The organism is Thalassospira alkalitolerans, assembly GCF_002115745.1.
Taxonomy (GTDB): domain Bacteria; phylum Pseudomonadota; class Alphaproteobacteria; order Rhodospirillales; family Thalassospiraceae; genus Thalassospira; species Thalassospira alkalitolerans.
In genome coordinates this window covers 83,263-104,438 of the sequence record NZ_JFKB01000009.1, presented here as the reverse complement: position 1 = coordinate 104,438, position 21,176 = coordinate 83,263, and the positions used below count along the sequence as shown (strand labels likewise).

The 21,176-nt window shown below is 52.9% G+C and carries 20 protein-coding genes and 3 riboswitches; of the genes, 5 read left to right on the top strand and 15 right to left on the bottom strand.

What is annotated here, in order from left to right; genetic code table 11:
* Positions 1–85: 85 nt before the first annotated feature.
* Positions 86–1,279 carry a phosphoglycerate kinase gene (locus TALK_RS13960; protein WP_085619743.1) on the top strand — a complete coding sequence of 398 codons (1,194 nt, stop codon included), beginning with the start codon at positions 86–88 and terminating at the stop codon, positions 1,277–1,279.
* A gap of 52 nt (positions 1,280–1,331) precedes the next feature.
* On the opposite strand, the gene TALK_RS13955 is transcribed toward TALK_RS13960, so the two are convergent.
* The 10 genes from TALK_RS13955 to gpmI all read right to left on the bottom strand — a co-directional run bounded on the left by TALK_RS13955 (position 1,332) and on the right by gpmI (position 11,644).
* Positions 1,332–2,306, bottom strand: a complete 975-nt coding sequence (locus TALK_RS13955) for a phytoene/squalene synthase family protein (protein ID WP_085619742.1) — start codon at positions 2,304–2,306, stop codon at positions 1,332–1,334.
* 128 nt (positions 2,307–2,434) lie between these two features.
* Positions 2,435–3,133, bottom strand: a complete 699-nt coding sequence (locus TALK_RS13950; RefSeq protein ID WP_139833838.1) for a hypothetical protein — start codon at positions 3,131–3,133, stop codon at positions 2,435–2,437.
* A gap of 81 nt (positions 3,134–3,214) precedes the next feature.
* A complete protein-coding gene (locus TALK_RS13945) occupies positions 3,215–4,051 on the bottom strand; it encodes an alpha/beta fold hydrolase (protein ID WP_085619740.1) in 837 nt (278 codons plus the stop codon).
* A gap of 38 nt (positions 4,052–4,089) precedes the next feature.
* Positions 4,090–4,896: a methyltransferase domain-containing protein gene (locus TALK_RS13940; protein ID WP_085619739.1), complete on the bottom strand. Its 807-nt coding sequence runs from the start codon at positions 4,894–4,896 to the stop codon at positions 4,090–4,092.
* Between the two features lie 66 nt (positions 4,897–4,962).
* The gene (locus TALK_RS13935) at positions 4,963–5,154 is read right to left on the bottom strand and encodes a hypothetical protein (protein ID WP_085619738.1); all 192 of its coding nucleotides are present in this window, start codon (positions 5,152–5,154) and stop codon (positions 4,963–4,965) included.
* Between the two features lie 86 nt (positions 5,155–5,240).
* Entirely contained in the window at positions 5,241–5,807 is a 567-nt protein-coding gene (locus TALK_RS13930; RefSeq protein ID WP_085619737.1) for an RNA pyrophosphohydrolase, read from the bottom strand.
* Between the two features lie 39 nt (positions 5,808–5,846).
* Positions 5,847–7,319 (bottom strand): divergent polysaccharide deacetylase family protein, encoded by a 1,473-nt coding sequence (locus TALK_RS13925; protein WP_085619736.1) that lies wholly within the window; start codon positions 7,317–7,319, stop codon positions 5,847–5,849.
* A 101-nt stretch (positions 7,320–7,420) separates the two neighbouring features.
* Positions 7,421–8,725, bottom strand: a complete 1,305-nt coding sequence (locus TALK_RS13920; protein ID WP_139833837.1) for a S41 family peptidase — start codon at positions 8,723–8,725, stop codon at positions 7,421–7,423.
* Positions 8,722–10,050: a murein hydrolase activator EnvC family protein gene (locus TALK_RS13915; protein ID WP_245829910.1), complete on the bottom strand. Its 1,329-nt coding sequence runs from the start codon at positions 10,048–10,050 to the stop codon at positions 8,722–8,724. Before TALK_RS13915 ends, TALK_RS13920 begins: the two co-directional genes overlap by 4 nt.
* A 1-nt stretch (position 10,051) precedes the next feature.
* Positions 10,052–11,644, bottom strand: coding sequence for a 2,3-bisphosphoglycerate-independent phosphoglycerate mutase (gene gpmI, locus TALK_RS13910; RefSeq protein ID WP_085619881.1), 1,593 nt, complete (start codon positions 11,642–11,644; stop codon positions 10,052–10,054).
* Between the two features lie 260 nt (positions 11,645–11,904).
* Positions 11,905–12,004: riboswitch (glycine riboswitch) on the top strand.
* A gap of 3 nt (positions 12,005–12,007) precedes the next feature.
* Positions 12,008–12,134, top strand: a riboswitch (glycine riboswitch).
* 69 nt (positions 12,135–12,203) lie between these two features.
* Between gpmI and TALK_RS13905 the strand changes: the two genes are divergently transcribed.
* Together TALK_RS13905 and TALK_RS13900 are read left to right on the top strand one after the other, a co-directional pair.
* Entirely contained in the window at positions 12,204–13,619 is a 1,416-nt protein-coding gene (locus TALK_RS13905) for an L-serine ammonia-lyase (protein ID WP_139833836.1), read from the top strand.
* A gap of 172 nt (positions 13,620–13,791) precedes the next feature.
* Positions 13,792–14,325, top strand: a complete 534-nt coding sequence (locus TALK_RS13900; protein ID WP_085619879.1) for a dihydrofolate reductase family protein — start codon at positions 13,792–13,794, stop codon at positions 14,323–14,325.
* Between the two features lie 14 nt (positions 14,326–14,339).
* Here the strand turns inward: TALK_RS13900 and TALK_RS13895 are convergent, their stop codons facing one another.
* The 5 genes from TALK_RS13895 to TALK_RS13875 form a co-directional block, all read right to left on the bottom strand.
* The gene (locus tag TALK_RS13895) at positions 14,340–14,993 is read right to left on the bottom strand and encodes a hypothetical protein (protein ID WP_085619734.1); all 654 of its coding nucleotides are present in this window, start codon (positions 14,991–14,993) and stop codon (positions 14,340–14,342) included.
* Positions 14,994–15,091: 98 nt separating this feature from the next.
* The gene (rlmH, locus tag TALK_RS13890; protein WP_085619878.1) at positions 15,092–15,550 is read right to left on the bottom strand and encodes a 23S rRNA (pseudouridine(1915)-N(3))-methyltransferase RlmH; all 459 of its coding nucleotides are present in this window, start codon (positions 15,548–15,550) and stop codon (positions 15,092–15,094) included.
* A gap of 71 nt (positions 15,551–15,621) precedes the next feature.
* Positions 15,622–16,011, bottom strand: coding sequence for a ribosome silencing factor (gene rsfS, locus TALK_RS13885; protein ID WP_085619877.1), 390 nt, complete (start codon positions 16,009–16,011; stop codon positions 15,622–15,624).
* A 52-nt stretch (positions 16,012–16,063) separates the two neighbouring features.
* Entirely contained in the window at positions 16,064–16,672 is a 609-nt protein-coding gene (locus tag TALK_RS13880) for a nicotinate-nucleotide adenylyltransferase (RefSeq protein WP_085619733.1), read from the bottom strand.
* On the bottom strand, positions 16,669–17,955 hold the full coding sequence (locus TALK_RS13875) for a glutamate-5-semialdehyde dehydrogenase (protein ID WP_085619732.1): 1,287 nt from the start codon (positions 17,953–17,955) through the stop codon (positions 16,669–16,671). Before TALK_RS13875 ends, TALK_RS13880 begins: the two co-directional genes overlap by 4 nt.
* A gap of 190 nt (positions 17,956–18,145) precedes the next feature.
* A riboswitch (cobalamin riboswitch) is annotated at positions 18,146–18,354 on the top strand.
* A 56-nt stretch (positions 18,355–18,410) separates the two neighbouring features.
* On the opposite strand from TALK_RS13875, the gene TALK_RS13870 reads away from it, so the two are divergent.
* Together TALK_RS13870 and TALK_RS13865 are read left to right on the top strand one after the other, a co-directional pair.
* Positions 18,411–19,091: an energy-coupling factor ABC transporter permease gene (locus tag TALK_RS13870; protein WP_085619731.1), complete on the top strand. Its 681-nt coding sequence runs from the start codon at positions 18,411–18,413 to the stop codon at positions 19,089–19,091.
* Positions 19,092–19,290: 199 nt separating this feature from the next.
* Entirely contained in the window at positions 19,291–21,147 is a 1,857-nt protein-coding gene (locus TALK_RS13865; RefSeq protein ID WP_085619730.1) for an ABCB family ABC transporter ATP-binding protein/permease, read from the top strand.
* The last annotated feature ends 29 nt before the right edge of the window (positions 21,148–21,176 follow it).

The following is a 21,176-nucleotide window of genomic DNA, read 5'->3' as shown; positions in this document are numbered from 1 at the left end:
AAACAAGGCGCAACCGGGTGCCGGTTTAATCCATGTCGGGACGCCCCCTCCCGTCTTTTGTGAAACTCAAAAGCAGGTTCAGATAATGGCTAATTTTAATACGCTTGACGGTGTCAATGTCGCTGGCAAGCGCGTTTTGTTGCGCGCTGATCTTAACGTTCCGATGAAAGATGGTGTTGTTGGCGATACTACACGTATCGAACGGACGGTGCCGGGGTTGATCGAACTGGCAGATGCCGGTGCGAAACTTATTGTGATTACCCATTTCGGTCGCCCGAAAGGCGAACGTGTCGCGGAAATGTCGCTGAAACCGGTTGCGGATGCCCTTGCCAAACAGCTGGGCCGTCCGGTGAAATTTGCCGATGATTGCATCGGTGCAGCAGCGGCAGCCGTTGTCGATGGTTTAAAAGATGGCGAAATCGCCCTTTTGGAAAACCTTCGCTATCACAGTGAAGAAGAAAAAAACGACCCGGCCTTTGCGGCCGAACTCGCCAAGCTTGGCGATATATTTGTGAATGATGCCTTTTCCTGTGCGCACCGCGCACATGCTTCGACCGAAGGCTTGGCGCGCAAACTTCCGGCCTATGCTGGCCGTTTGATGCAGGCGGAACTCGAAGCTCTTGGCAATGCGCTTGAAGCACCGAAACATCCGGTTATGGCGATTGTTGGCGGGGCTAAAATTTCGACCAAGCTGGACTTGCTTGGCAATTTGGTTGCCAGGGTTGATCAGTTGGTGATTGGGGGCGGCATGGCAAATACGTTCCTCGCCGCAAAGGGTGTTAATGTTGGCAAGTCACTTTGTGAGCATGACCTTTTGGAAACCGCGCGCGAAATCTTTGCCAAGGCGAAAGCCGCCAATTGCGAAATCGTCCTGCCAGTTGATGGCCTGGTCGCCAAGGAATTCAAGGCGCATGCCGATTATACGGTTTCTGACATCAATGATGTTGATACGAACGGTATGATTTTGGATGCCGGTCCAAAGACAATTATCGATTTGAACAAACGTCTGGAATCCTGCGAAACGCTGGTTTGGAATGGCCCGTTGGGTGCCTTTGAAATTGCGCCGTTTGATACCGCAACGGTTTCGGTTGCCCAACAGGCAGCCAAACTGACCAAGGCGGGGAAACTGCTTTCGGTTGCGGGTGGTGGTGACACGGTTGCTGCTCTTCGCCACGCTGATGCCGATCAGGATTTTTCCTATGTATCGACGGCGGGTGGTGCGTTTCTTGAATGGCTTGAAGGCAAGGAACTTCCCGGCGTTGCGGCACTGCACGACTGATCAGATTTGTTTGATATCAAATGTAAAACCCCGCCATTTGGCGGGGTTTTTGCTATCCGGGAAGGCTGTTTCCGGCCGTTTGCGCGATGATCGTTTCACGGTCCATCAGGAAGGCGGCATAACCATTATCCATCATTGCACTGGCCAATTCGATATAGACGGCAAATAGACGTGACAGGGTATCGGTTTCTTCCGGGTCCAGAATGGCAAGCAGTTCGGCGGATCGCGCCTGACCGGTTTCAAAATGTTCCCAAGCGTGTTCCAGCAGGATCGTGCCCAGGCGGTCGAGTTCCTCGAACTTCTTTTGCCCGATGGCATTGCGGATTTCACCCAATGTAATATCAGCCGCGATCAAGATATCCGCCGGGATGGTCACCAGCCGGTCGGGGCCTTTGATATCATCGGGCAAATCGCGCAGGATATGGACGATATAACAGAAAATGGCCATATCGCGCGCATGATACAGCGGCGGGTTGGTCAGAGGCGAGGTATAGCCGATTTCAGGATCAAATCGCGCGGAAAGCAGGTAGACGAAAATCGATGCTGGTGCTGCCGTTGCCCCTTCGCAATAGGTAATGAAGTCGTCCCATTCATCCATAGGCTCTTCGGCAACGTCGCGGCGCAGGGCATCCGCCAGATCAATCCATGGATCAACATTCAGATCGCTTCGGCCCAGCGTTAGGCGCAGCGCATCAAAAACCTGTTGGCTGAGCGGGCCGTTTTCAGGATGGGGATTATCCGCATCCGCTTTGGCCGCTTGGATCTGTTGCTGCCAATGATCAATGGCAATCAATGTATCTTCGCGTGCATAGTCGCGTTCGTGATCGGTCAGTTCAAGAAAACCATCGTCGACGATGTCATCAATGACCCGCATCGACGCATAAGCAGCCAAAAAGAACTGCTGTCGTTCTGGACCAAGCCGCATGGCCGCACGATACAGATTGGCGTTTTTCGCCGCGGCAAGAGTATTGCAGGCGGAAAACGGATCGGCATTCGGCCCGTCGTTTGGTACTGGCGTGGTCGTCATGCTGCGTATCGTCTTTCCCTGATGATCCTTCTACGAGTCATACAGCCTCGATTAGATCGACAAAAGGGTAATTGAACATCGTTGCCTGAATGATGGTGGAAATTGCGCCAAATTAAGGGGGCCTGACCCTAGAATTCCAGGCGATATCCAGCCGTTAGACCAAGCATCGCATCAAAACTATCCGTACCGCCGGTATTTGGGGCCGATGTTAGATCACTGGTCAGGCGACCATGCAGGCCGATCCAGATATCTTTAAATGGCATATAGGAAAGGCTTGCGGCAATCCCGGCGTCATCGGTACCTGAATTGTTGCTGCGGCGGGATGAAAACTCCTGATTGTAATAGTCGCCCGGGCGATGGGTTGGAGTCACATCGTAATCGTGGCTGGTATCATTGCCGATACTCTTGCCAATCGGCCCGTTCAGTTCGAAGACCGGGCCAAAGGCAATACCAAGGTCAGGGCGCGGTGCAAAGCCAAGGCCAATCTGAGCCGAAACACCTTTGCCCGGTTGGGGGCGGCTGTTCATTTCAAGCCAGAACAAGGATACATCCTCGTTTTCACCCCCGGATGGGCTGCCAAGGATGATGCTGCGATTGCCGCTTTGGGAAAAATACTGACTTAGTCCGCTTTGACCGAGTGGGGGCAGAATACCCGGAACCAGATTGGAATGCAGGAGGTCAATTTCGGGCATACCAATTGCCACGCCGGTTTCCGCAGGCGTGGCAGTCTGATTAGACTGGGCATTGGCTGAATGTGAAAACCCACCGAGTAGAAACGCAACGGCAGAACCTGCAATCAGCCATGTATTTGGACGTGATACATGCATGTCTCGTGTCCCGATAACCTGATCCCAACGGGTGCACATCCTTTGTGCAAATAATTACTGGATGTTTCCGGTCCAGATGCGTCAGTCGGAAAGGAACGCCTTGATGGCTTTTATCTGTTCCCTATCATTCAAATGGGGGGCGTGTCCGCAGTTTGCTACGGTCAAAACCGGCATTTCCGGTTTTTGTACCTTCATTTTTTCAACTATAGAGGGTGGGATCAGATCGGATTTGGCTCCGCTGATCAGCATGACCGGGCATGCAAGCGCGTTGAATTGATCCCAAGCATCAAATTTATCAATATGTTCGGCAAAAACGCGCATGACTTCGGGATCGTAGTGCATCATGAAATTGCCATTTGGCAAACGGCGGACGGATCGTGCCGAAATAAAAGCCCAACTGGCCTCGTCGACAATTCCGAATGGGGCATAGATCAGTTTGACGATCTGTTCGACATCGCTGATTGTCTCGAACTCGGGTGATGCACCAACATAGGATTTGATCCGTGCGACGGCCGCGGGATCAAGTTCCGGACCGATATCGTTCAGGACAAGTTTTTCAATCCAGCCAGCCGCTTCGGCAGTTACGGCAAGGCCAATCAGGCCGCCCATTGATGTACCGATCCATTTGCAATTGGAAATTTTGAAATGGTCCAGCATCTCAAAGGTCTGGGCAACGTAAAATGGCACGGTATATTCCTGATCGGGGTCTTTGGCCCATCCCGAAAGCCCGCGTCCGATCATGGAAGGGCACAGCACGAAGTAGTCGTCGGAAAATTGCGGGGCGACGTGATCGAAATCATCTGCCAGCCGTGCCAATCCGTGGCTCATGACAAGGGCGGGTTTTTCCGATGAACCCCAGGTTCGTACGTGAAGTTCGTAGCCGCAGCAGGAAATGAAGTGGTCGCGAAAGGCGGGCATGGATTACTCCAATATAGATGCACAACCCGCCATCCGATTTATGCGTTGCGTTTGCGGGCAATCATGAATAGCCGATTGAATGGGAACAGGGTGATCCCATCATCACGCGGTGGATAGACCTGTTTCAAGCGGGTTTTGTATTTCTGGCAAAAGGTGGCACGTGCCGCATCATCAGGCAAAGCTGTCAAGACCGGGCGCAGGACCGTTGACGATGTCCAGGTAAAGACCGGGTCTTCACCGCGCAGGACATGACAATACTGGGTTTGCCACAAATCGATGGCATCGCAATCTGTCGACAAGACATCGAAATAATCGCCCGGGCGCATGATGCGTATTTGCCCGATGGCTTCAGCAACAGCATCACGCCATTCATTTCCGGCTTCGCCAATTAATTGGTGGCTGGGGGCGAGGAAGTTGTTGGGGACCTGTATCGCCAACAAGCCACCGGGCCGTAAAAAGCCGGTCAGGCGGGGGAACAGTTTGACATGCTCCGGAACCCAGTGAAGGGCCGCGTTGGAAAAGATGATATCGACGGGGGAATTTGGTTCCCAGGTTGCAATATCAGCCTGTTGCCAGTCGATGTTTTCCGCGCGCTTGCGTGCGGTTTGCAACATCTCGTCAGACGAATCGACTCCGATAATCTGGGTATCGGCATTGTCTTGTGTGCGATAGGCCTGATCAAGCAAGGCAGTTATCGAACCCGGCCCACAGCCAAGATCAACAATTTGGCGTGGCTTAAATCCGTCTGCCGGTTTGGGCAGACGGGAAATCAGATCAATGGCCGGACGGCGACGTTCATCGCCAAACAGGCCATAGCGAACGGGATCCCAGTGTGTATTGCTCATACTTCGATCCATACCGCGCAGCGGCCCGAAAGAAAACCTTTAAGGCGGTTTTTCTGCGTGGTTGGCTTATTTATGGGCGTCTTGTTCCTGCTGATCATAGTGACCTTTGATCAGTTGGAACATGAACAGGACAGCCCCGAAAAACAGCGCCAGGCCAACAAAATACGAATAACCATCATGTGATCCCGAAGCATAGAACAGGCCAAAAAGACCTACCACGATCGTCAGCACACCGAAGATCAAGCGATCGGCACTCATATTAGAACTCCTCTAAACTTCTGGTGTATATCTGTTTTTTGCAATCTAGCGAATTCCGCGTATCGATCAAGCGATAACGTCGCGCCTTATGCATCGCCCATTTGTCGAATTCTTTGAGGTACATCACGAAAGATTTCGACAAGCTGTAAATAGACCGGCCGCTTAAAAGGGACGATCAGGTCGGGTAATGTGCCAAAATCGGTCCAGCGCCAGCTATCGAATTCTGGATGGGGGACGTCAATTTTGATGTGTTTTTCCTTGCCGGTAAAACGCATGGCGAACCATTTCTGTTTTTGACCGCGATATTTGCCCCCAAATGCTTTGCCGATCAGATGGTCCGGCAGGTCATAAGTCAACCAGTCCGGTGTTTCGGCAATGATTTCGGCCTTGTCGGTCCCGATTTCTTCGCCTAACTCGCGTCTTGCGGCTTGTTCGGCCGTTTCGCCGGGGTCTATGCCCCCTTGGGGCAATTGCCATGCCCCTTCAAATCCGATCCTATTGCCGATCCAGACTTGTCCAGTTTCATTGAACAGGGCAATGCCAACGCATGGACGATAGGGCAGGTCATCTGCCGTTATACCTGCAATTTTACCGGTATCATTGGGCTGGTCTTTGACGGCTTTCTTTGGTTTGCCGCCGGTTTTCTTGGCCATGCAATACTCCCTGCCACCCTGTTCCGGGAGGCTCTTAGGTCAATTTTCGATTGTTCCACTTTCGGCGTTATCTCCGCCGTTGCCGCCATCAGAGGATGGGGCTGCATCACCATTTTTGAGCGCGCGTTCTTCCGCCAGTGCGGCTTCACGTCGGGCGGCTTCGGCTTCGACCGCAGATTGCGCTGTGACCTGGCGTTTTGCAAGGGCCGAAACCGGCGCAAGTTTAACGCCCTGGCGTTCAAGGCGGACCGCCCAATTTCGCAAACGCTGGATCGTCACGGGATAGGATTGGGCAATGCCAATCGCAACGCCGTTACTTTTGGCCTGTGCCACCAGATCAGCCAAACGGGCATCTATCTGGCGCCGGCTTGGCACATCGTCGATCATGATATTGGCAATGGCATTGGGGGTTTCGATATTGGCTGAAAGTTGCGCACCAAGGCTTATAGATCCGGAACTGGTCCCTTCGACATACATAAGGCCCGTACGGTCAATGAATTCGATGATCGGGCGGATAGCACTGTCGAGGCTGCCAAATTTGGTGCCAAGATAACTGACAACGCCGGCATAGCCGGGGAAACGCCCAAGAAGCCATTCAAACCTGACAAGGTTTTCGCCTTCGGGAAGGCTGGTCAAAAGTGCGCGAGGTCCGGGATCGGAAAGCGGGAAGTCAATTGGTTCCATCGGCAATTGCAGAAAGATTTCATGCCCCATTTCGCGAGCACTTGCAGCAACTTTTGGCAGATCGCGCGAATAGGGTGATAGCGCAAGAGAGATATTAAGTGGCAAATCTGTGATTGCGGCCTGTGTCCGTCTGTCGTTAAGGCCAATACCGGTCACGATGATCCCGACATAGGGCTGGCCTTCGACGATTTCAAAGGGTCGTTTATAGGCGTCAAATGGCGTTGTTCCATCATCGGCAATACGCGGAATGCGACCAAAACTGCCTTCTTCGTCTAGCCCGGGGATCGGTGCCGGGCGCAAAGCGTCGGGTTCAATCGGCTTGTCCAGTGCTTCTTCATAGGCAAGTTCTTCGAGGTTTGGTGTGGTGGTGCCGTCCGATGATACACCGTCCTGACCCGGAGCGCCGGCCAGATTGGAAGCACCACCAAGCTGATTGGTGATGTCTTCGGCACTTTGCGGATCACCAGTCTTGCCTGCATTGGCGGCTTCCTGTTCGGCACGGGTGCGTTCTTCTACATCGCGGACGCCTCGGGCGATTTCTTCTTGTAATTCACGTTCGGAACCGGGCACGGCGGACAAGGTCTTTGGGCCGCCCATATGGAACAGACGCCAGCCGGTTTCCGGATCCAGGATCGGAATCAAGCTGACGCCAATCACGCCAAATGGAGCAAGAAACAGGGTGATGATCAGGACTTTGGACAGCCACCAGCGCCGCGAAGGTGGGTGCTTTGGCAGACGATCCCACTGCATTTCAATCGGCAGCTCGTTAAAAGGAAGATCCTCGTATGACACGGCTTCCTCTGAAACATCTGTTTCATCCTCAGCCATGTCATCAAGAGGGTCCTGATCCTTCTTTCGGCGAAACCGCAAGAACTGTGTAAGTTTCCTGATCACGAAAGGTCAGTCTCTTTCGATGTGCAAGATCGCCCTCACCCTTGCGGGCGAGGTGCGAATAGGGCAATGCCCCGGATCATATCGAGTGCACGTGACAGTTGATAATCCTTCTGCGCAATTTCCTCGGCAGCGCTTCGGCGATCATTGGCCTTGTTTGCCGCATCGTCGATTGTTTGATCCTCGTTGCGCAGCGCGCCATTCAGATCCGCTTCCGAGCGACGCTGGGCGGTCTCGATGCTTTCCACGTGGGCCTGCGGGACAATAATGTCGGGCACGATGCCAACTTCCTGGATCGATTTCCCTGATGGCGTGTAATAACGTGCCGTCGTCAGGCGCAAGGCAACATTGCCTGGCATTGGCAGGATGGTTTGAACCGATCCTTTGCCAAAGCTTCGGGTACCCATGATGACAGCCCGGCGGTGATCTTGAAGCGCACCGGCGACAATTTCAGACGCCGATGCCGAACCGTCATTGACCAATACGATGATGGGTAGGCCTTCGGCCAGATCGCCGGGGCGGGCGTTATAGCGTTCGGTGTTTTCCGTATCACGCGGACGGGTTGAAACGATTTCACCTTTATCCAAGAAGGCATCGGAAACCGAAATTGCTTGGTCAAGCAAACCGCCTGGATTGTTGCGCAAATCGAGTACAAGGCCTTTCATTTCCGGCCCGATCTGATCGCGCATGTCGGTAATGGCACGTTGCAGGCCGCTAAAGGTTTGTTCGTTGAATTTGGTGATGCGGATATAGCCGATATCGTCTTTGGTTTCGGCGCGAACCGACTGGATCTTGATCACGGCCCGGGTCAGGGTAACATCGAACGGGGCCTGTTCGCCCTTGCGGATGATGGTCAGACGGATGTCGGTATTGACCTTGCCGCGCATCATCTCGACCGCTTCGTTCAGGCCAAGCCCCCGGATCGGTTTACCGTCGATATGGGTGATGAAATCGCCCGGCTGCAGACCGGCTTTTTCGGCTGGCGTGTCATAAATCGGCGAGATGACTTTGACAAAGCCCTCTTCCATCGTGACTTCGATACCAAGCCCGCCAAATTCACCGCGAGTATCAACCTGCATTTCCTCGAAGTTATCCATATTAAGATATGAGGAATGCGGATCAAGCGATGTCAGCATGCCGTTGATTGCAGCTTCGATCAGCTGTTTGTCATCGACTTCTTCGACATATTTTGCCTTTACCTGTTCAAATACGTCGCCGAACAGATTCAACAACCGATAGGTTTCAGCCGATGTTGTTGTTGAAGATTGCGCCAGCGCGGGCAAAGCAAGGCCCAAAGTCATGCCGGTAGCGAGTGCAAATACTGCCAATCGAGAGGTTTTCATCCACTTACCTTGCCGTTTTTCGAGGCCAACCAGGGAAGCGGATTGACCGCTTCACCATCATGGCGCATCTCCAGATAGAGTTTAGGCGATATTTCACCCATTATTCCAACAGGTTCACCCGCCAACAAATATTGTCCTACCACACTGTCGAGCCGATCAAAACCAGCGATCAAGCTATGGTATCCTTCGCCGTGTTCGATAATCAAGAGGCGACCATAACCACGAAACGGTCCGGCAAACACAACTTTCCCGTCAAAGGGCGAAACGACTTGCGCGCGAGCGCGGGTATCGATCTCGATCCCTTTGGAATGTGTAACTGCCAGTCCGTCCGGTCCTTTTGACCGTTCACCGAACAGTGTAACGACCTTGCCGCTTGCGGGCATACGCAATTGTCCGTGTGCCAATGTGATCGAACTGCCGACCGCAAATTCTTCGTCATCCGCCGGTGTCGGCTTTTGGGCCGGTGCGGTTTTTTCAGGTGGTGGTGTCGGCGGTTCGTTTTTGGCAATCGTCGTCGAAGGTGAAGGTTTCGCTGGTTGTTCGACGTTTTTGGCGATCTGGCGTTCCGGGCGTATACGCGGTATCGGAACACCGTCAGCCCGCTTTTTCAGGCTTGTCAGCAAATCCCCCAATGACCTTGCCTTGTCGGCCAGCTCATTAACGGCGCGTGACGCCATTTTCGCCTCGGCCTCGGTTTCCGAGCGTAACTTGCGCTTTTCGCCCAGCAAGGCGGCCAAAGACTGGCGTTCTTGCTGCAATTCGTCTGTGGCAGATGCCATTTCGCTGCGCCGGGTGCGAATGTCTTCCCGAAGGGTTGCGATTTCGGTCAATTCGGCACGCAGGTCACGCGCATGCTGTTCGACACCGGGCAGGGCCGCTTTCAAAAGTATGGCCGATCGTAACGTATCCTGTGGGCTGGTCGGTAGTGCAATGACAGCTTCGGGCGGCGTGGTTGAAAGGCGCTGCAAGGCCATCAGGATACGGGCGTATTGTCCGGCCTTGTCTTCAAGACTTGTGGATGCGTGTTTTTCGCGAACTTCAAGGTCGTCCAGTTGATCTTCCAGATCGGTCAGCGTTGTTTCAAGGCGCTGGGTCCGTCTGGCAACTGAAATCGCTTCGGATTGGAGGGCCTGTTCCTCGGTCCAGAGTTCGCGGGATTTGCGCGCCAGAAACTCTTCTTGTTTCTGTTGTTCGGACAACTGGCTTTCAAGTTTATCAAGCTGGCTGTCGACCTTGCTGACAGATTGGGCAAACGAAGGCATAGCCCCGCCTGCGATCATGGCGGTAATCACCGCCAGCGCAGGCAGGGTTGTCTTCGAACGCAAATCAGTTCGCAAGAAGCGCATCATTCCCTTTCAAACCTTTGACCAGTGGCGTGCCGGTCATTTCCGCAGGCTGCGGAAGTCCCAAAAGTTGCAGCAAAGTCGGTGCGACATCGGCAAGGCGGCCGTTTTCAAGCGTCACCCCTTCCGGCCCATTGACCAGAATGGTCGGCACAAGGTTAAGCGTATGTGCCGTGTGGGGTTCGCCGGTTTTAGGATCGACCATCATTTCACAGTTACCGTGATCGGCGGTGACGAATATCACGCCCCCGACCGATTTGACCGCATCGACAACTTTACCAAGGCAAGTGTCAACCGCTTCGGCGGCTTTCATCGCCGCAGAAAGAATGCCGCTATGCCCGACCATGTCCGGGTTGGCAAAGTTCAAGATGATCGTGTCATAGGTTTCTGTCTTGATTGCGGCGACCAGTTTTTCAGTAAGTTCCGGTGCCGACATTTCCGGCTGTAAGTCATAGGTCGCGACCTTGGGAGACGGGACAAGAATGCGGTCTTCGCCTTCAAAAACCTTCTCTTCGCCACCGTTAAAGAAGAACGAGACATGCGGGTATTTTTCGGTTTCCGCGATGCGAAGTTGCTTCATGCCGGCTTTTGAAACCACTTCACCAAAAATATTGACCAAGGTTTGCGGGGGATAAATTGCATCCATATATTTTGCGTGCGCCGATGAATATTCGACCATCCCGGCCTGTACTGCAAATTTAACCGGTGTGCCACGATCAAACCCGTCAAAATCGGGTGCGCAGATTGCCGCCAGAATTTCGCGTGCGCGGTCGGCACGGTAATTGGTCATCAAAAGACCATCACCATCCTTGATGCCATCAAAATCCCCAATCACAGTCGGCAGGACGAATTCATCACTGGTATCTGCATCATAGGCGGCCTTGATTGCGGCTTCGGCACTTTCGGCGCTGCGGCCATCGGCATAATTTTTGCCCTGCACCATCGTGAAATAGGCTTGGCTGACACGTTCCCAGCGATTGTCGCGATCCATCGCGTAATAACGGCCGGTAACTGTCACAATCTCGATATTCGCATCCCCGATCAGGGCGCGGAATTTTTCAAGAAACTTGGCGGCACTTTTCGGCGCGGTATCGCGACCGTCAAGATAGGCGTGGATTTTGACCGCAATTCCAGCATTGGCAATGATTTTGGCAAGGGCGGCCATATGGACCTGATGCGAATGTACACCGCCTTCGGAAAGCAGGCCCGCGATATGGCAGACGCCGCCGCTTTCTTTAAGTTTCGCAATGATTTTTTTGACGGTATCGGTATTGGCGATGCTGCCGGTTTTGACCGCTTCATCAATTTTGGGAAGTTCCTGCATCACAACCCGACCGGCGCCCAAATTCATGTGGCCAACTTCCGAGTTGCCCATCTGACCCTCGGGCAGGCCAACATCCAGACCACATGCTTTTAAAAATCCAGTTGGATTATTGGCATAAAGCGCGTCCCAAACAGGGGTATTGGCCAATGCAACGGCATTGTCCTTGCTTTCTTCGCGATAACCCCAGCCGTCCAGAATGCACAGCACCACAGGGCGTTGGCGCTTTACGGTATTTGATACAGTCACAATCATAACCCCACGAAATAAGGTAAAAGGCTGAATTACAGGTAAAGATGGTTCTTTGCGGGTAACTTCGCCATCATTACAAAGACGCCGGGCACGGTGGGTCCGCCCGCGAGCGTTGTTGATTAAAGAAATTTCACCGCGCAATCTATCACGAATGGGGGCATTGAACAGCCATCTGGCCGGGTATTTTTTGTGCAGGTGCAAAGCTGCTTTTTGACAAGGATCACCACCTGACTGTAATCTCCGTCGCAACGGTGATACCTCGAATAACCGCGATGGGAGAGCCCGTTTTGATCTTGTGATCAGAATGGCGCCGAAGGAGCAATTGCCCCGAAAACTCTCAGGCACATGGACCGTTGCGGATTGAGGCTCTGGAGAGAGAAAACGGTGTCAGGGAAATATCCCGGCATTTTATTTCCACCGAAGGATGAAGCCCTGTGATCAAACCCCGTTGTTTTTGATCATAAGGCGCACAATCTCAGGTCAAGGGACAGAGGGGGCAAGACACCGGTTCGATAACGTCGGACGGATTTTTCCGTGCGGCAAAGAGCCGTGGGAGGCCCTTTTGACCGAAAAACAAAACCAACGTCCACAGGACGTGAACCTTTCTGTTGTGGACCTTTATACCATCGGGATCGGACCATCGAGTTCGCATACCGTTGGGCCAATGCGCGCCGGTTACCGGTTTTGTCTGGAACTTGACGCACGCAATCTACTGGCAAAAATCCGATCCGTGATTGTTGATCTTTATGGATCACTGGCGCTGACCGGCAAGGGACATGCGACCGATACTGCCGTTCTGATGGGGCTTTCGGGGGAACGTCCGCGATCTGTCGACCCGGATCTGATTGCGCCAACCATCGCCGCCATCGATGCCGATCATCAATTGCGGCTTTATGGTGCCCATCCGGTATCGTTTAATCGGGCAACCAACCTTGTCTTTCATATGACGGAAAGCCTGCCTGAACACCCTAATGGTATGCGCATCACGGCCTTTGATGGTGATGGTGTGGTCCTGCATAAACAGGAATATTTTTCGGTCGGTGGGGGCTTTATCGTTTCGGGCGATGATCGCGGTGCGGAATATTCGGGCGATAATATTACGCTGCCTTATCCTTTTTCATCGGCGGATGAATTGATGGCGATTTGCAAAAAGGCAAAACTGTCGATTGCCGAAATCATGGCCGAGAACGAAAAAAGCTGGCGGGAACCGTCAGAAACCGAAGAATTCGTTGATCGGGTTCATCGGGCGATGATGGATTGCATCGAACGTGGCTATAAGGCCGACGGCATCCTGCCCGGCGGGCTTAATGTCAAACGGCGCGCGCGCAAACTTTATCTTGAACTGACCGAACGCCCCGAAGCGGGGCTTAAGGACCCGTTGACGGTGATTGACTGGGTCAATCTTTATGCCCTTGCTGTGAACGAGGAAAACGCCGCCGGTGCGCGCGTGGTGACTGCGCCAACCAACGGGGCGGCTGGGGTTATCCCGGCGGTCTTACGTTATTACGAACGGTTCGGCGCTAATGTCACGCAGACGAAAATTCGTGAATTTCTGTTAACGGCGGCGGCAATAGGTTCGATTTACAAAAAACGCGCCTCAATCTCGGCGGCCGAGGTCGGCTGTCAGGGCGAGGTCGGTGTGGCATGCTCCATGGCGGCAGGCGCGCTTTGTGCGGTGATGGGCGGGACGCCAGAGCAGGTTGAAAATGCCGCCGAGATCGGGATGGAACATAACCTTGGTCTGACCTGTGATCCGATTGGCGGTTTGGTGCAGGTGCCGTGTATCGAACGCAACACCATGGGGGCGGTTAAGGCGATCAATGCCGCCCGCCTTGCCATGCGCGGCGATGGTCAACATACCGTGTCGCTCGACAAGGTGATTGAAACCATGCGTCAGACCGGTGCCGATATGCAAAGCAAGTACAAGGAAACCAGTCAGGGCGGGCTTGCGGTCAACGTTAACGTGGTTGAATGCTAAACCCTGAACGTTGAGCTTGATTATTGATGATCAGACGCCCCCGGAACCGCAGTTTTGGGGGCGTTTGGCATTTAGCCTGATTCTTGCCACCATAAGCTGCCAATCTGTTATTCTTACAAAGAGCAAACAAAAAACAAAACGGGGCAAAGTCCCCAACAGGTTGGGCAAAGATATGAGAAAGAAACTGTTCCGCATCTATATCGCGGTCAGTCTGGATGGCTATATCGCGCGTGTAAATGGTGCGGTCGACTGGCTGGATGATTATGATCCGGCCGAGTTTGATTTTGATGGCTTTCTGGATACCGTGGGCACGCTGATCATTGGGCGAAAAACCTTTGATCAGGTGATGGAGTTTGGTGATTGGCCCTATAAGGACCGTCGCACGATTGTTTTGACATCGCGCGACCTGCCAAAAGATTGCCCGCCAAATACGGCGGCCTACGGTGGCAGCCTGATGGAACTTGCCCAGCAGCTTCGCGAAGATAAATCCGATACGGGCGATATTTGGGTCGTTGGCGGGGCCAGTGTGGTGACGCAATTCCTGTTTGGCGGCATTGCCGATCAACTGGATGTTTTTGTCATTCCGGAAATTCTGGGCGACGGTATCAGGCTGTTTGGCTGTGACGCGGCAGGCACGACGCCGAAACTGGTTGCATCGCAAAGTTACAAATCCGGCGTCGTGCGCATGCAGTATGATTTGCGCTGAGGTCTAAATCTACCTTACGGAAGGCGACGGGCTATTTCGAGCAAGTCTTGTTCAAGTTTTCCCTTGCTGTAACACTTGATGCCATCGCTTGAGGTGCCTGTCTCCTTGCTGGCAAAGGATATGGTGTGATTACTTGATGATTCGCGATAGATGGTTAACCCAGTCTCGACAACAGATATATTAAATAAATATCGTGCATTTGTACGAACTAGCGTAGTCTCGCCGTTTTGTGGGGCAATGTATATGTTTGCCTCGCCATTCAAGCTTGTTCTTATCTTCTGTTCAACAGTGATGTTTGTTCCATCTATTCCACGCCAAATGTTGGAGTCAGAGGCAACTTCGTAGTTAAAAGTTTCAGTTCCTCTGGATGGGTGCTTGGATGTGATTTTTGTTCTTCCGCAATTAATATAATCTTGTGGGGGATTTGCAGAGAAAGATACATTTATAAGTCTACTATCTTTAGATATATTGTTGATCACAAAGATACTTTTAGATAGAGAGGCTACGTATTGATCCCATACATGATTAAAATCATTGGGTATTACTGTCTCTGTTGTAATGTTTTTTTGTTGATCGGGCTCAAGATAATCTACCTTACTACTTGCGCAAGCGGTCAATATTGAGGCAAATCCTAGGATTAATATTTTATTGGTAAGTGTTGAGGCCATTAAAACCTTCCCCCAAAGTATGAGCCGACTAGATGGTTCAGATTAATGATTTAACGGGGGACTTTAAACCTGTGCTTATGAGTAGGTTGTTTGAATAGTCATTCCCGATGATAGGGATGATTGGTCTGGATGGCGTGGGCGCGGAACAATTGTTCCGCGATCAGGGCGCGGACCAGCATATGGGGCCAGGTCGCTTTGCCCAGTGACCAAAGTGTATTGGCGCGTGATTTTAAGGCTGTGCCATGGCCATCTGCCCCGCCAATGGCAAAGGCGATGTTTCCGGCATATTGATCCATCCAGCCTTCAAGCTTTCCGGCAAAATCAACAGATCCATATTCCTTGCCGTGTTCGTCCAGCGCGATCAGAAAGGCATTGTCGGGAATAACGCCCAGCAAAAGCTCGGCCTCGCGATCTTTAAGCTGATTGGGCGGGAGTTTTTTCTTTTCTTCGACTTCGCGCACCGCAAAGGGCCAGCGCAGGCGGGCTGTGTAATGGTCAAAAAGATCTTTTTCGGGGCCGGTTTTCATCCGGCCCACTGCCGCAAGGGTAATTTGCATCTTGCCGATCACGCCTGTGACCACCGATGGCAAATTCCCGCGGTGGTCGAAGCAAATCGGGACGGACTGTATTAATACAGTCGCGTCGCCTGTTCTTTAAGAGCCGGGTTTTCAACGCCCCACATCTGTTCGATGTTATAGAACGCACGAACTTCCGGGCGGAACAGATGGACAATAACGTCGCCTGCATCGACCAGAACCCAGTCACCCTGTTGTTTGCCTTCTGCCAGAGCGCGGCCTTGACCGTCAGCTTTGAGGCGTTCGACAATATGTTCTGCCATCGACGCAACCTTACGAGAGGATGAGCCGGTTGCAATAATCATATGATCAGCAATAGAGGTCTTATCGATCAGATCAATCGTAACAAGGTCTTCGGCCTTGTCGTCTTCGAGTATGCTCTGGATAAGGGCAAGAAGCTCGCCCGGGGTCAGAGTCTTTTTTGCGGTACCTATGGTCGCCACCTTCACATTACGCGGGGCCCGATCCGTTTTGGATTCGGGGTCGTCCCGTCGGTCAAACCTGCCATCTGCCTTCGGCGCGGATTGCGGTCGAAGACGCCGGATGGCGCTTTATTGGCAGGTAAACCCAGGCCGGAACATCGTGATCGGCTAGTAAACCCGCCCTGTCCAATGGGATGCGCCAGCGTTCCATACGCTTGGCTGCCGTCCCGGACAATGCCTTGTTAGAATACCCTTCACGGTCAAGGACCGCAATGGGAGCGCGCAAAATCAACCTGTCCCACCATTTCCATTTATGAAACTGGGCCAGGTTGTCCGCCCCCATCAGCCATACGAAGCGCGTTCGGGTAAAACGACGCTGCAAAGCTGCCAGAGTGTCCGCCGTATAACGGGTTCCCAGTTCGGATTCAATTGCAGAAACCACAATGCGGGGATGCTTTGCCATCATCAGTGCCGAATCAAACCGTTTCGTAAGGTCGGCCATGCCGGTTTTTGGCTTAAGCGGGTTCTGAGGCGAAACCAGCCACCAAACCGCGTCAAGGCGCAAGGTTTTCAACGCTTCGAGCGATATATGCAGATGCCCCTCATGGGCCGGATTGAACGACCCGCCCAGCAATCCGACACGGGGCGGGGCGTTATGGCTTCGGGGCGTCGAAAAACTCATGGGCGGGTCTGGCCGGTGCCGCGCACGATGTATTTATAGCTGGTAAGCTGTTCGACTCCGACCGGACCGCGTGCATGCAGCTTGCCGGTCGAAATGCCGATTTCCGCGCCCATGCCAAATTCGCCGCCATCGGCAAACTGGGTTGATGCATTGACGATCACGATGCCGGAATCCACGCCATTAAGGAAGGTCGTCGTCGCATCGGCATCTTCGGCCAGAATGGCATCGGTATGGTGGGAGCCATAGGTGTTGATATGTTCAACGGCTTCGTTAACACCGCGCACGACCTTGATCGACACAATCGCATCCTGATATTCGGTGACCCAGTCTTCATCTGTGGCCGGTTTGATGCGGCCATCAATGGCCTGTGCGGTTTCATCGCCCCGCAGTTCACAGCCCTTGTTTACCAAGGCCTCGGCAATGCGGGGCAACAGTCGACCGGCAATCGAGCTATCAATCAGAATGGTTTCGGTTGCGCCGCAAATGCCGGTTCGGCGCATCTTGGCATTGACCACAATATCGACGGCCTTGGCCGCATTGGCGCTGGCATGAACATAGGTATGGCAAAGTCCTTCCAGATGTTTGAACAGCGGAATACGGCTTTCATCGGTGATGCGACTGATCAGTGACTTGCCCCCACGCGGGACAATGACATCGATATAATCGGACAGTTTAAGCATCTCTCCCACGGCGGCCCGGTCCGTGACCGGGATCATTTGAATGGCATGTTCGGGAAGGCCCGCTTCGACAATACCCGCGGCCATGCAATCGAAAATGGCGCGCGATGAATGAAAACTTTCCGACCCGCCGCGCAGAATGGCAGCATTGCCTGATTTGATGCACATGGCACCGGCATCGGCCGTCACATTCGGGCGGCTTTCATAGATGATGCCAATCACGCCAAGCGGTACGGAAACGCGCGCGATATCAAGACCATTATGTTCCGGCGACCACCGGGCCAGTTCGCGGCCGACAGGATCGGGCAGATCAGCAACGGCTTCGACACCGGCCGCCATGGCCTCGACCCGAGCAGGATCAAGGGCAAGCCGATCCAGCATGGCCGCGGATATGCCTTTGGTTCGGGCTGCTTCCATATCACGTGCATTTGCCGTAAGGATTGTTTCGGCATTTTCACGCAATTTACGTGCAGCGGCTTTTAGGGCGTCGGTTTTTGGGGCCGATGGGATCTGTGCCAGTTTCAGGGCGGCTTTGCGGGCATGAATGCCCATGTCGCGCATAAGTGCTGCGATGTCCTGTTCTTCAATGCTGGCAAGTACCGTCATGGTCCTGTTTCCGATCTCTGATGGGGGCCCGGTGTTTTGAACTGTGTCGTCGGGCTTTAGTGTAATTTATCGACAAATCGGCAAAGTAGTCCTCAAACCGGCAGACTGCAATCATCTTGGTTGATCAAAAGTCGTAGGGCAAAGATTTCCGTTCTGCCTGTTTTCCCGTTTTGCTTTGGGGTGATGTCTGTTAACTTTATAGGGCTCGGGTTCTGAAGCAATGATAATTCATTGGGAATAATAGGGAATACGGTGCGTGCCAAATGGTGCAATTCCGGAACTGCCCCCGCAACTGTAAGTGCCAGTCCCATCCATTGCGTCACTGGAAAATTTTCCGGGAAGACGGATGTAAGACGTTAAAGCACAAGTCAGGAGACCTGCCCGGGCATTCGTAAAGCGGAAGGCGGAAGTGCTGCCTTCCTGCACGGTGGGTGCTAACACAAGGATTATGTACCATGCATATCGAACCGGGCATTGTTGATGCCGCAAAAATTGGCTTGTCATATGCGACAGCGACGGGTGCTGTTGGCGTAACCGCAAAGCTGACCTTTGATACTATGCGCAATGACGGTGTCATTGCCACGGTGTTGCGCTCTCTTGCGACGACAGCATTTGTTTTCTGCTTCTTTCAGGTTTTGCCGCATCATCCGGTCGGGGTCTCCGAAGTTCATCTGATTTTGGGTTCTACCCTGTTTCTGATTTTTGGTGCGGCACCGGCGGCCGTTGGCCTTGCACTTGGTCTTTTGTTGCAGGGCGTGTTTTTTGCACCGTTCGATTTGCCGCAATACGGCATCAATTTGACCACGCTTCTGGTTCCATTGTTCGCCATGAGCATGCTGGCATCGAAAATCATTCCGGCCAAGGTTGCCTATAAGGATGTCACCTATGGGCAGGCATTGGCACTTTCGACGGCTTATCAGGGCGGGATTGTTGCCTGGGTTGCCTTCTGGGCTTTCTATGGACAGGGTTTTGGCGCGGCCAATGTCGAACAGGTCGTCACCTTCGGCGGGGCCTATATGATGGTCATTTTGCTTGAGCCGCTTGTTGATCTGGGTGTTCTGGCCGTTGCGAAAATGGGCCATCGCTATGCCGATATCGCGCTGTTTGATCGGCGTTTATATCGCGCTGCGGCCTGATCGCGCGCGTTACTTTATGTCGAAATTCAAGCCGCGGGCAGTTTTCTGCCCGCGGTTTTGTTTTGGCTAAATAGTTCTGCAACTTGCCAAAAGGCCTTTAGGGGGCCATTTGTTGTGATGGGGAAGGGACTTCGAGAGAGCCCGGACCGTTTGTTTGCAATGCTCTACGGTACGTGCCCGGGGAAAGAATTTGAAAAATATGTCGAATAATCAACCGACGGCCCGTGCCGAATTCGGTGTTGTTAAAACGTTTTTGCCTTATCTCTGGCCGCGTGGCGAGTTCGAGCTTAAGGCCCGTGTGGTCATCGCCCTTCTTTTGCTGTTCGCGGCAAAGGTCGCCAATGTGTATGTCCCGGTTTTGTATAAATACGCTGTTGATGCGCTGGGCGGCGGGGCAAAAACGGGCGCGACAGGCGGTGGTGCGGATACGACGACCCTGATTGTCGTTCCTGTTGGTTTGATTGTGGCCTATGGCCTGATCCGGGTTCTGTCTTCGGCCTTTGGCGAATTGCGGGATGCTGTTTTTGCCAAGGTTGCGCAGCGTGCCATTCGCACATCCGCCCTTGGTGTGTTCGAACATCTGCATGCCCTGTCATTACGGTTCCACCTTGATCGCCAGATGGGCGGACTTACGCGCGCCATTGAACGCGGGGTCAAGGGGATAGAATTCCTTCTGTCCTTCATGTTGTTCAATATTCTGCCGACTTTTCTTGAAATCTTTATGGTCTCGGGCATTCTGTGGGTGCTGTACGATTTCTGGTTCGCCCTGATCACCTTTGTCACCATCGTGATCTATATCGCGTTCACCTTGATCGTGACCGAATGGCGGATGAAGTTCCGCCGTGAAATGAATCAGCGCGATGACGAGGCCAATACCAAGGCTATCGACAGCCTGATCAATTATGAAACGGTCAAATATTTCAATAATGAGGAGCACGAATCCCGGCGTTATGACCATGCGTTGCGCGGGTATGAAGTCGCGGCGGTGAAATCGCAGGAATCTCTGTCGAAGCTTAATATCGGGCAGGGCGCGATCATTGCTGTTGGGTTGGTTCTGAACATGTTGCTGGCGGCCAATGGGGTCAAAGATGGTTCGATGACCATCGGTGATTTTGTTTTGGTAAATACCTATCTGCTGCAGCTTTACATGCCGCTAAACTTCCTTGGTTTTGTCTATCGTCAGATCAAGCAATCGCTAACCGATATGGAACGTATGTTTTCGTTGCTTGATGTTGAAAAGGAAGTCGAAGACAAAAAAGATGCTCCGGATCTTGTCTGCGATCAGGCGTCGATCCGGTTTGAAGATGTCAAATTTTCCTATAATCCGGATCGGCAAATTCTTAAGGGCGTCAGTTTCGACGTTCCGGCCGGTAAAACGGTTGCCGTGGTCGGCCCCAGCGGGGCAGGGAAATCAACCTTAACCCGCCTGATGTTCCGTTTTTATGATGTGTCGTCGGGGCGCATTACCATCGATGGGCAAGATATCCGTGACGTTTCGCAAACATCCTTACGCCGATCAATCGGCATCGTGCCACAGGATACCGTCCTGTTTAACGATACGATTGCTTATAACATTGCCTATGGCCGTCCGGGGGCAAGCGATGCCGAAATTACCAATGCGGCAAAACTTGCCAGTATTGATCGTTTTATCGCGGCCCTTCCAGAAGGTTCCAAAGCCATGGTCGGTGAACGGGGCTTGAAGCTTTCGGGGGGCGAAAAACAGCGCGTATCGATTGCACGTATGTTGCTGAAACGCCCGAAAGTGATGATCTTTGACGAGGCGACCTCGGCCCTTGATACAAGAACCGAAAAAGATATCCAGCAAGCCCTTCGTGATGTGTCGCGCGGTCATACGACGCTTATGATTGCGCATCGGCTTTCAACCGTCATTGATGCTGATGAAATCATTGTGCTGCGTGAGGGTCAGGTGGCAGAGCGTGGCCGTCATCAGGATTTGCTGACGCAGGATGGTCTTTATGCTGAAATGTGGGCCCAGCAACAGGAAATTCGCGAGGCCGAAGAAATCCTTGCCCATGCGGGTGAGGTAACGACCTAGGCCGACTTTCGCGGGGGCTGTCGTTTTGG